This window comes from Alteromonas sp. 14N.309.X.WAT.G.H12 (genome assembly GCF_036697315.1).
Taxonomy (GTDB): domain Bacteria; phylum Pseudomonadota; class Gammaproteobacteria; order Enterobacterales; family Alteromonadaceae; genus Alteromonas.
On the sequence record NZ_JBAHZB010000044.1, the window covers coordinates 19063 to 29654 of the forward strand.

Here is a 10592-nt window from a genome sequence, read left to right on the forward strand (position 1 = left end):
GGCAAGATGGCACAGCCCCATTCTTGGTGCGGTATCGCCGGCGGTATTTATTCCCATTGCCGAGGAATACAGAATGGTGAGTCGTATCACCGACTTGATTGTTCAAAAAGTGTGTGCCCAAATACAACGGTGGTCTAAAGACAACATTCCTTCCGTCCCGGTGGCGATTAATATATCGTTAATCGACTTTACTCAGCCTGATTTTATTTCCAAATTAGTGAAGTACTTAGCTGATTTTAATGTGATGCCTTCTCAAATAGAGTTGGAACTTACCGAAACCTCCCTAGAGGCAAACCAATCAAACTCACTTCAATTAATACGCACACTTCAATCCTGGGGGTTTACCATTTCTGTGGACGATTTTGGTACCGGCTATTCGAATATTGCGCGCTTAGCGGATTATCCCATCGATAAGCTTAAGCTTGATCGCTCTCTTGTTAGCCGTATCAGTGAGTCAGAAAGACAAAAAAGCTTGGTCAAAGCCATTCATGTAATGTGTGATGAGTTGGATATAAAATGCGTGTCTGAAGGTGTGGAAACAAAACAGCAAGTTACTATTATGGCGCAAATGGGCTGTAAAGAGTTTCAGGGATTTTATTTTGCTAAACCCATGTCGGCCTCAGCTTATGGTCAACACGTGAAAACCCAAGGCTTACACTTTGTTGCGCCTAACAAAAAAAGTGCTGTTGACTCATAAACAGACAAATTGCGGAGTAAGCCGTAACGTAAATTTTTTGCATAACTCTGGGGTAAAACTTCAAAAGTTATTAATAAAAACATAGCATGAGGTGCATGATCTCATCATAATGCGGTGGATCATCGTGATACGTGAGATTTCTAAATCTACACGCTGAGGCAGCGCTTGGTATTGTGGGCAAACGTGCACGCTACATTGACGTTTTAACGGCGCCGCGTAGTGTATTAAAAGACTGGATAATAACGTGAGTATTAAAAATACCGCCGAAAACTACGGCTCAATTGCAAAATGGTTACATTGGATCACGGCGGCGCTATTTTTAGTTGCCTATGTCAGTGTCTATTATTCCCATTGGTTTTTAGAGCCAAGAACTCCTGCTAGTTTTAATGCTTTTCAAATACATTTATCCGTGGGAGCCAGTGTTGGGGTGATCGTTATACTTCGCATTATCTGGCGGCTTTCCAACCCAACACCCCGTGATGAGCCCGGTTCGCGACTTGCACATTTCGCTGCCCATTTAGGGCACTATGCACTCTATGCTGTGATGATAATCATGCCGGTTACGGGCTATCTGGGCACGGGCGGCAACATCAATTACTTTTTTATGTTTGAACTGCCGAAATTTGAAGACACCTGGCTGTTTGAGTTGTTGGTGAACAATTGGCTGGGAATGTCATTTTCAGAATTTGAAAAGCCCATAGATTTTATTCATAAAGACGTGATGGGAGCCTGGATTGTCTGGCTGTTGATTGTAGGGCATGTCGTTGCGGCGCTTTATCACCATCACGTTAAAAAAGATCGCACCTTGTACAAAATGACGTCAGGTAAATAGGTTGAGACAAGGTATCGTTCACTAAAACTGAATTAGCGATAGTGTATAAAAATGCGCCTGTGGTTGTTCCACCGGCGCATTTTTTATTCGTTCGTCAATTTTAATCGCGGGTTTTTAATTTATGACTTAGCGGGAAACCAGTGTCTGGTTTTATTGGCAAACCACACCAGAGATAACATCACCGGTACTTCTACCAATACGCCTACTACTGTTGCCAATGCCGCACCTGAATGCAGGCCAAACAAGGAGATAGCCACGGCCACGGCCAATTCAAAGAAATTGGATGTGCCTATCATGCACGCCGGCGCAGCAATATCGTGACTTAAGCCCATGCGCTTTGCCAGCCAGTAAGAGAGGGCAAAAATACCATAGGTCTGGATGAGTAACGGAATGGCGATAAGTACAATGGCTTGAGGATCCGCAATGATGGTTTCTGACTGAAAACCAAACAACAAGACCACGGTAGATAGCAAGCCAATGACAGACCAGGGTTTCATGGTGCTCAGGAAGTTGTTCAGTCTTGAGTGATCATCCGCCTTATCAAGTTTTTGCCGCGTAATTGCGCCTGCCACCAATGGAATGACCACGTATAACACCACTGACAGCAACAGGGTATCCCAAGGTACAGTGATATCTGTCACGCCCAATAAAAAGGCGGCTAATGGTGCAAACGCAAAAATCATGATGATGTCGTTTACGGATACCTGTACCAAGGTGTAATTGGCATCGCCTTTAGTGAGCTGGCTCCAGACAAAGACCATGGCGGTACAAGGTGCCACGCCAAGCAAAATCATGCCGGCAATGTATTCTGATGCGGTTTGCGGATCGACCCAATCGGCAAAAATTCCCTTGAAAAACAGCCAGCCTAAGAAAGCCATGGAAAAGGGTTTGAGCAACCAGTTTATCACTAAGGTTAATACTAGCCCTTTTGGCTTTTTGCCCACATCTTTGATGGACGAAAAATCCACCTGTACCATCATCGGGTAAATCATTAGCCAGATAAGCACGGCGATAACAAAGTTAACGTGGGCAAATTCAAATCCGGCAATGGTGCTAAAAAGTCCTGGAAACAGGCTGCCTGCCCCCAAACCAAGAAGGATGGCAAGAGCAACCCATACAGAAAGATAGCGTTCAAATAGTCCCATTACGTTGTCCTAAATTGATTTTTGATTAACCCGTTTACTGAGTTCTTCGGCGGATTCAACTCGTTCGGAATAACGATCGACAAAGTATTCTTTGTTGTCCCGCAACAGTAGCGTGAACTTCATTAATTCTTCCAGCACATCCACAATGCGATTGTAAAAAGGCGAGGGGTTCATGCGTCCTTCGTCATTAAATTCAAGAAACGCTTTGGGCACCGAGGATTGGTTAGGTATGGTGACCATACGCATCCAGCGACCAAGAATCCGCATTTGATTGACCGTGTTAAATGACTGGGAGCCGCCACATACCTGCATCAATGCCAGGGTTTTTCCCTGGGTGGGGCGAACTCCACCCAAACTTAGCGGGATCCAGTCTATCTGACTTTTAAAAATACTGGTCATGGCACCGTGACGCTCTGGTGAGCACCAGACTTGGCCTTCTGACCAGATAACCATATCCCGCAACTCTTGAACCTTGGGATGAGACGCATCTTCGGTGTCGGTTTGCGGTAAACCGTGGGGATTGAATATCCGGGTTTCTGCGCCTAATTTATTGAGTATTCTTGCTGCTTCTTCAACGGCTAATCGGCTATAGGAGCGCTCTCTCAGGGAACCATACATCAGCAGTATGCGTGGTTTATGGGTAGAAAACTCAGGAATCAGTTTTTTCACAGTGGGGGTGTCCCATTGTGCTTCATCAATATTGGGCGTGGTTACATCTTGCGCCATTATGCTTGCACTCCTAATTGGGTCAGTGCCTCTTTTAATGCGGCGCTGTCGAGGTTTTGTTTGGCAATGTCGGCCAGCGCCTTGGCACGTTGTTCAATGATGGAAATGGTGTCTAAAAATGCCGTTTTTACGGTTTCTTCATCACCGGTAATTTTTGATGGATCGGCAAGTCCCCAGTGGGCTTTGATACTCTTGCCAAACCACACCGGGCAGGCTTCTCCGGCAGCAGCATCACACACGGTGATCACCACATCGGCCTGGAAGTCTTCAAATTCGTCCCATGACTGACTTTTTAGCCCTTCTGTTGGATATCCACGTTGTTCAAGATATTTGACAGACAGAGGGTGGACTTCGCCCACCGGTTGACTACCAGCACTGCGCGCTTCAATAAGGTCACCGGCAATTTTATTGGTAATGGCTTCAGAAAGGATGCTTCTGCAGCGGTTGTGAGTACAGATAAAGAGTATTTTCATAAGGTTTCCTGTTAACAGCAATCATTACCGTTGATTTGACATTGTTTAAATTTCCTAGCCGCATCTGCGTAGTAGTCAGATGCGCCAGAAGCGGTTTGCTCAATGACCTGTTTGGCCCACAAAGGCAAATCAGGGTGGAGGCGGTAATACACCCATTTCCCTCGGCGTTCATCGAGCAGAATATTACATTTTCTCAGCGAAGCGAGATGGCGTGATATCTTGGGTTGGTCTAACCCTAATGACTCGACTAATTCACAAACACAGGCTTCTTTAAACTGAAAAATGAGCAACACAGACTTAAGCCTGGATTCATCAGATAGACATTTAAAAAGTTCATTCGGGTTCATATATTTCATATGTGTTTTTTCACATATGTGGATAGTTACATATGAATATGGGGGAGTCAATGGATACCAAAGAGAAATTGCGGGGGGTAACAGGCCAGTGTCATAACACTGGCCTTAGCTGGATGGGATTTTTTCCGTTATCGGAAGTTTTCTAAAATAGCCGGTATGCCCGGTAATAAGCCCACCAAGGCCATAACCGTGGTCAGTATCAAGAACATTGCGCCGGGTATGATCCAACGGCTCGTTCTACTGAGCTCGGCGCTACGCGCTTTACAGCCAATTAAGCCGAGGTTATCAAGGAGCATGGTGAGTGACCAGCCAAAAGCCGGGTTAACCAGTGATGATGCAAAGACAACGATGGCGGCGGATTGGGTGGTTTTGCCTTCTCGGGTCATTTCCATGCCGGCTTCTAACAGGGGAATAAAAACACCCACAATCAAGGCGACGCACAATACGGGCTCCCAAATCGCTAGATCCATTGGATAGCCCCACAGTCCTGCAATTACGCAAAATAAAGCGGTAAGTAAAGCACCAGCTGGGATGGGTCTTTTGGCTATAGCTGCCGGAACAATATAGGTTCCCCAAGATGAAGCAAAGTTAGCGCCGCCTAAGATAGATCCTACCGTTTGTCGGGCCGAGGCACTGATCATGGTGTCGTCAATGTTCATTTGTACCTTCTCAGAGCGTGGGGGATAGCTGATCTTTTGGAACACCTGATGACCAAGAAAATCCGGTGACCACATCGCCACGGCCAAAACCGCAAAGGGAAGAACCACAATAAAGCTTTCGGCGGTGGGTAACCCTAACATCCATCCGGTGTTTTCTCCCCACCAGTACATAGGGTTAATATTGGGAAAACCGGGGGTGGTATGAAATTCAAAGGGGGCGCCCATGGCAAAGGCTAATCCGCCACCGAGCAAACAACTTAATGGCACCGCCAGCCAGCGTTTTTTCCAATGTTCCAAAAGGGCATATAAAACGATGGTACAGGCGATGACCACAAAGGAAATATGTGACATGCCTATGCCGTCAGCCCAGGCAAACAGCTTTTTCACCTGTGAGGTGGTGCCAATAAAGCCCAGGTAGAGGAGTAATCCGCCACACACCCCTTTACTGGTGAGGTTTGCCAGCAGGCTTCCTCCTTTACTGATTGCCAGTAAAAAGCCAAAAATACCAATTAATAACCCAAATGCCATGGGATGCCCGCCAGCGGCAACCACCAAAGGTATCAGTGGAATTAACGGGCCGTGAGTACCGGCTAAGTTAGCGGTGGGCAAGATAAAGCCTGAAAACAACACAATAAAAAAGGCAACGATGATCAATTCATAGCGCACGTTTTCTAAGACAAAGGTGTCACCAAGACCTAATGGGCCGGCAAAGGTCGCAGCAATGGCGCCCACCATCACCACTTTACCAATGGTGGCGGCCATGGCGGGGATCGTATCTTCCCATTCAAATCGATAATCTTTAAACGGCAGATTGGGGCGCCAGCGTTTAGGAGACATGATCTGCAGTTCGTGAGAAAGGTACTCATCGCGAGATTGAAAAGAAGAACTTGGCCGATGCTTTTTCTGATAAGCATCGTCAGCGGTGCTGTCGATGTGGTTTTTACCTAAATTGTCGGTAGGTGAGGTGTTGATGGTCATTTCTACTCCATGGGCTGAAATCTTGACTGTCGGCATACTAAAGTAGAAAAAAGGTTATGAAAGTTGCTAAAACGTTAAATAAACAACAAAAACAAAACATTCTGGGTGGTTTTATCGCCACGGTGTTGGGGCTAACGCAAGCTGTTATCGTTGGATCTTAAGTCGGGTAGGGGGTTTAAGCTGATGGTTGGAATGTGGAGGTGAAAATTAAAATAACAAACTGTTAACATAAAGGCGTAAGCCATTGGTCTTATATGGGGGGTGCCTAAGCAGGGACTTAGGCAATGTGGGGGAAATAAACTTATTTAATTTATTGCTAACTATGGAAGATCTAGTTAAGGGCGTCATCTACCCAAAACTTAGTGCCCTTCACCGTGGCTTGCAAGGCCAGGCCGCTTTCAGTCATGGTGTACACAGTGACATTGCCAAAATAACCCTCGCCATTAAAGGCGACACCTTTATTTCCGGCTTTGGCCGTGGCGTCAGCATTGCCACCCGCTGTCCATCCTTGTTCGATAAAATATTTCATCGCTTCTCGGGTGTGAAAAACCATAACAATGCGGTAGTCTTTTGCACCAATGCCAAGACCAACGCCACCTTCAGCCATATTCATATAAGTTTTTTGGCCTGTTTGATTGTCGTTCACCACCCCATAACCTGTGCCAGCGGAAAGGAAAATAACGTTCACATTGGCATTGCTGAATACGGCAAACCCGGGGGCGTTTTGTAGTTGTCCTTTGGTGTCAGGTTTCTCCATAAACAGTTGGGCCAATGCCGCATCTTGCATGGTTAAAATGGCTTCCCTTTTTTCAGAGATAGTTCCTGTGCCCATGGAAGCGCAACTGGCAAGGCTTAACGTCATGGCAATCACCGCCATTCGTTGCCAAAAAGATGTAAGAACGCTCATTATTCACTCCTGATGTCGCGTTTTCTCTTCGTTTTTCTTCGCAGAAGAAAGGTAATAGTATAGGTCGCAGTAAACAAAGCAATAGTTAAGCCATTGACTTTAACTAATTGATTTTAATTTGAAAAAGAAAATTTTTAACGTTTTTTCGATAAAAATTCAATGTGGAGTGTAGCTTTTTGCGGACACACCTTTCTTTCTATCTTTTATGGCTACGCGTAATAACGCTGATGAAGCCCAGGCTCCAGTATAACTGAATGAAACCTGGGTTAGGATAGTGAAGATGTAAAGCTTATTTACCTAATGTAAATCGGGTATCGGCATCGCGCAGTAAATACAGCGCGAAACATCCAGCCCACATTGGCCAAGCCGCAAAAAAGAGCAGGTGATTAAACGCATCCATATATTGATTGATCGCTGACAGTGTTGAACCACCGTGTAGCACAAAGATGAGTCCGTAGGTCCAACGCTTCGCAATGCCCGCCACAAAAGCAAATACCAGAACCAGCTGTAAGGCACCTAAGATGTATACCGCAATTTCGGGTACACCACCCAAACCATAAAAGGCTTCAAAAATACGTGCCCCATGTGATGGGTTAACGAATTTGTCTAAGGTCCATACAAACATCACGAGAAATACGGTTAACCGGATGGCCAATAAAGACCAACTTAATCGTGATGCTAGGGGGTGTTGCGTGGTAGATGGTTGTGATTGCATAAAATTTCCAATGGTGAGTTTAAGTTTAAATAGAACGGATAAACGCCTTTTTTATTTCATAGTTCGCGTAAAAATTTTTTTAAACCATACTGAAAGTTAATTGGTAGGTGGCAGGTCTTAATGTGCAATGAATCAAAAAATCAACAATGCAATGAGAGCAACCGTGACAAATTCAAAAGGATGTTTAGGTAACAGAAGCCTCGTCTTATCGAGTATTGCACTGTTTGTTAGCGCTACAGTGAACGCCCAACAAGTCCCCGATGATAACACCATCGAACTGATTGAAGTGCTGGGAAGCCAACAAGGGATCGCCAGTTTAAACCCGAATGATAATGTCTTAGGCGGTATCTTCGGACCGGGATTGAGCGCCTTTGATGTTCCCCGTTCTGTCACCTCCTTATCCGCTCAGATGATAGAGGCATTGAATATTAGTACTATTCACGATATTGCGAAAATCGCACCGAATGCCTACGCCTCAAGTGGATTCGGTACGCCGAGTCTGCCAAGTATTCGCGGACAGTTAGGGGAACTCTTTCAAGATGGTATAAGGCGTCAAGCAGGAAATAACGGCTTTGGTCTTCCGCTGTCTTTTAACAGTGTGGAACAAATTGATGTGGTTAAAGGCCCATCACCTGTGCTACTTGGCAGTACCCAAAGAAACGGTGGTTTTGTCAATTTATCAACGAAAACGGCTCCCTTAAGTGGTACCACCGGTGAAATAACGTTACGTGCTGGACGATGGGATCAATATTCCGCCAGTGTGGATGTGGGCAAGGCCATAGTAGAAGGTAGACATGGCATTCGGGTGAGTGTGGAGTGGCAAGATCACGGCAGTTACTTTGATTACGCCAGTCAGAAAAGTCAGAATGTTTTTGTCGCCTATCGTTATGCGCCTTCTGAAGCAACGCGGTGGGATTTAAGCGCAGAATATTATAATGCCGATTACCCGGATATTGCTGGGATAAATCGGCCTACACAGAAGCTGATCGATAACAACGTGTATATCACCGGGCAGGGCGTGCAAAGCAATGGCAGCACGGTACCGGCAGCAGGCAGCATAATTTCACCCACCGGTGAAGTGGTTATTTCCCGTAGCTTAGTTTATACCCACCCTGATGATATAAACAATGCAGATACGACGCTGCTACGCAGCAAGCTTATTCATGAACTTAACGATGCAATAACCATAAGAAACCTTACTTATTTTCAATATCTTAATCGCGAAGAAATCGCTACAAACAGCTTCGTTGAAATAATTGATGGTGCCAGTACCTTTGAAAATCGTACCGAAGTGGATTTTAGATATAGTCAAAACCAAATAACCACCCTTGGCTTGTCTGTACGTTATAACGACGTGCTGGGATACAGCCAGTTTACCACCGAAGCAGATAATCCTGTGGATCTTACCGGTCCCTTGTCTAATCGCGTTATCCCTTTAACGGATGAGCAAAAGGCCAGGCTGGCGATGCTACGGCCGAATGTCTACGTCTCCCCCGGAGGTCAATATGATTTGGATGGGGATGGCACCGGGGACTATAATTTGTCTGATACGACCGATTCGACGTCGTGGCAAACGGGGTTGGTAGTGCAACAACGATCTGATTGGACTCACAAGTTTTCTACCATTGCCGGCGTGCGGGTGGATCACTACGATGTGACGGCGTCTGATCCCCTTGCGCCAGATGGGGAGAGCCCGGCCGCGGATAGCCATAGTGATACCTTGGTGAGCTATCAGTTAAGTGCAAACTATACGCTTTCTAATACGGTTAACCTTTATGCGGCGCTTTCTGAGAACGATGCAACCTCCAACAGTATGGCGGGGGGCACAGCGTTAGGTGCCGACAATCAAATTAACCCTTTGAATTTCGCAACACAAAATAGCCTTTATGAAATAGGGGTAAAATATGCACCAGACGATAACTGGTATGGTGAAGCGTCATTGTTTGATCAAACCCGAAGCTTGCGAAATCGAGATGGCAGTAACAGCGGGATTAAGTCACAAGGTTTTGAACTACAGGCATTTTATCAAGGTGAAAACTTTTGGATAAACGGCAGTTACAGTTATCTCGATGCCCGTTTTGATGATTCTGCTGCATTTCAGGATACCGCCCAAGTGATTGATGCATTTGATAGCTCCCGGCTGGACATTATTAATGGCACCGGTGTTGGCTCACCTTCCTTTACCGCATTTGCCCCTTCAGATAGCCGTATTCAAGGTGTGCCTGAACAAATTGTGTCTTTTAACACCGCTTGGCACATTTTTGAGAAAGTTTTAGTGGGTGCATCCGGTCAATATACCAAATCATTCCCTTTAGACTTTTTGGGGACAGTGTTTATTCGCGATCAAATTAACATTGATGTGAATGCCAATTATCAGGTGAATCCAGCCTTAAGTGTGCGGTTGGACGTGTTGAATGTCACCGATGAAGAAAACTGGCAGCCCGTGTTTGAAGGGGGATATTTTGGCGCCACACTAGTGATGCCGAATTTACCCAGACATTTACAAGTTAGCATGCAATACGCGTTTTAAGCGCACAACGGAGTAGTAAATATGTTTAAGAAGTTAGCTTTGATTGCGCTTATTGCAGCAGCCGTGGTTGGTTTTTTCTATTTTGATTTAAATACCTACCTATCGTTAGACGGAATGAAAGCCTCCCTGTCTAATTTCCAAGCCAGTATCCTTGAAAACCCTGTTTTGAGTGTTGGGGTGTTCTTTGCCCTTTATGTGGCCGTCACCGCACTCTCATTACCGGGGGCGGCGATTTTAACTCTGGCCGCGGGAGCGTTATTTGGTTTGTGGCAAGGGTTAATTATTGTTTCCTTTGCCTCCAGTATAGGGGCAACCCTAGCCTTTTTAGTCGCTCGGTTTATTTTGCGCGATACTGTACGACAGCGCTTCGGTGAGAAATTAAAGCCTATTGATGCTGGCGTTGAAAAGCAGGGGGCCTTTTATCTTTTCACGTTGCGGTTATTGCCGGTGTTTCCGTTTTTCCTTATCAACTTACTGATGGGTTTAACGAGCATTAAAACCTTCACATTTTACTGGGTCAGTCAGGTGGGCATGTTGGCGGGCACCCTTGTTTACGTTAATGCTGGTACACAAC

11 protein-coding genes are annotated in these 10592 nt (G+C 45.6%); 4 read left to right on the forward strand and 7 right to left on the reverse strand.

The window, feature by feature from the left end:
* Together V5298_RS12265 and V5298_RS12270 are read left to right on the forward strand one after the other, a co-directional pair.
* Positions 1-697, forward strand: a 697-nt coding sequence (locus V5298_RS12265) for an EAL domain-containing protein (RefSeq protein WP_332931737.1), incomplete at its 5' end; no start/stop codon positions are given.
* A 244-nt stretch (positions 698-941) separates the two neighbouring features.
* Complete coding sequence (locus tag V5298_RS12270) at positions 942-1529, forward strand: cytochrome b (protein WP_332931738.1); 588 nt, start codon at positions 942-944, stop codon at positions 1527-1529.
* Between the two features lie 119 nt (positions 1530-1648).
* On the opposite strand, the gene arsB is transcribed toward V5298_RS12270, so the two are convergent.
* From arsB to V5298_RS12305, 7 genes are all read right to left on the reverse strand, one after another.
* Entirely contained in the window at positions 1649-2674 is a 1026-nt protein-coding gene (gene arsB / locus V5298_RS12275) for an ACR3 family arsenite efflux transporter (RefSeq protein WP_332931739.1), read from the reverse strand.
* A gap of 9 nt (positions 2675-2683) precedes the next feature.
* On the reverse strand, positions 2684-3400 hold the full coding sequence (gene arsH, locus V5298_RS12280; RefSeq protein WP_332931740.1) for an arsenical resistance protein ArsH: 717 nt from the start codon (positions 3398-3400) through the stop codon (positions 2684-2686).
* Positions 3400-3873, reverse strand: coding sequence for an arsenate reductase ArsC (locus V5298_RS12285; RefSeq protein WP_332931741.1), 474 nt, complete (start codon positions 3871-3873; stop codon positions 3400-3402). Before V5298_RS12285 ends, arsH begins: the two co-directional genes overlap by 1 nt.
* Before the next feature lie 11 nt (positions 3874-3884).
* Positions 3885-4229: a metalloregulator ArsR/SmtB family transcription factor gene (locus tag V5298_RS12290; protein ID WP_332931742.1), complete on the reverse strand. Its 345-nt coding sequence runs from the start codon at positions 4227-4229 to the stop codon at positions 3885-3887.
* Between the two features lie 128 nt (positions 4230-4357).
* Positions 4358-5860 (reverse strand): DUF3360 family protein, encoded by a 1503-nt coding sequence (locus V5298_RS12295; protein ID WP_416351178.1) that lies wholly within the window; start codon positions 5858-5860, stop codon positions 4358-4360.
* Positions 5861-6197: 337 nt separating this feature from the next.
* On the reverse strand, positions 6198-6773 hold the full coding sequence (locus tag V5298_RS12300) for a YSC84-related protein (protein WP_332931744.1): 576 nt from the start codon (positions 6771-6773) through the stop codon (positions 6198-6200).
* 289 nt (positions 6774-7062) lie between these two features.
* Positions 7063-7488 (reverse strand): hypothetical protein, encoded by a 426-nt coding sequence (locus tag V5298_RS12305; RefSeq protein WP_332931745.1) that lies wholly within the window; start codon positions 7486-7488, stop codon positions 7063-7065.
* 151 nt (positions 7489-7639) lie between these two features.
* Here V5298_RS12305 and V5298_RS12310 point away from each other — a divergent pair, with 151 nt between their 5' ends.
* Together V5298_RS12310 and V5298_RS12315 are read left to right on the forward strand one after the other, a co-directional pair.
* The gene (locus V5298_RS12310) at positions 7640-10018 is read left to right on the forward strand and encodes a TonB-dependent receptor (protein ID WP_416351179.1); all 2379 of its coding nucleotides are present in this window, start codon (positions 7640-7642) and stop codon (positions 10016-10018) included.
* Between the two features lie 21 nt (positions 10019-10039).
* On the forward strand, positions 10040-10592 hold a 553-nt coding region (locus V5298_RS12315; protein WP_332931747.1), incomplete at its 3' end, for a TVP38/TMEM64 family protein.

Excerpts from the sequence above, each read along its gene's own strand:
- arsB (WP_332931739.1), bottom strand. The coding sequence starts at position 2,674 with ATGGGACTATTTGAACGCTATCTTTCTGTATGGGTTGCTCTTGCCATC.
- arsH (WP_332931740.1), bottom strand. The coding sequence starts at position 3,400 with ATGGCGCAAGATGTAACCACGCCCAATATTGATGAAGCACAATGGGAC.
- V5298_RS12285 (WP_332931741.1), bottom strand. The coding sequence starts at position 3,873 with ATGAAAATACTCTTTATCTGTACTCACAACCGCTGCAGAAGCATCCTT.
- V5298_RS12290 (WP_332931742.1), bottom strand. The coding sequence starts at position 4,229 with ATGAAATATATGAACCCGAATGAACTTTTTAAATGTCTATCTGATGAA.
- V5298_RS12300 (WP_332931744.1), bottom strand. The coding sequence starts at position 6,773 with ATGAGCGTTCTTACATCTTTTTGGCAACGAATGGCGGTGATTGCCATG.
- V5298_RS12305 (WP_332931745.1), bottom strand. The coding sequence starts at position 7,488 with ATGCAATCACAACCATCTACCACGCAACACCCCCTAGCATCACGATTA.
- V5298_RS12310 (WP_416351179.1), top strand. The coding sequence starts at position 7,640 with ATGAGAGCAACCGTGACAAATTCAAAAGGATGTTTAGGTAACAGAAGC.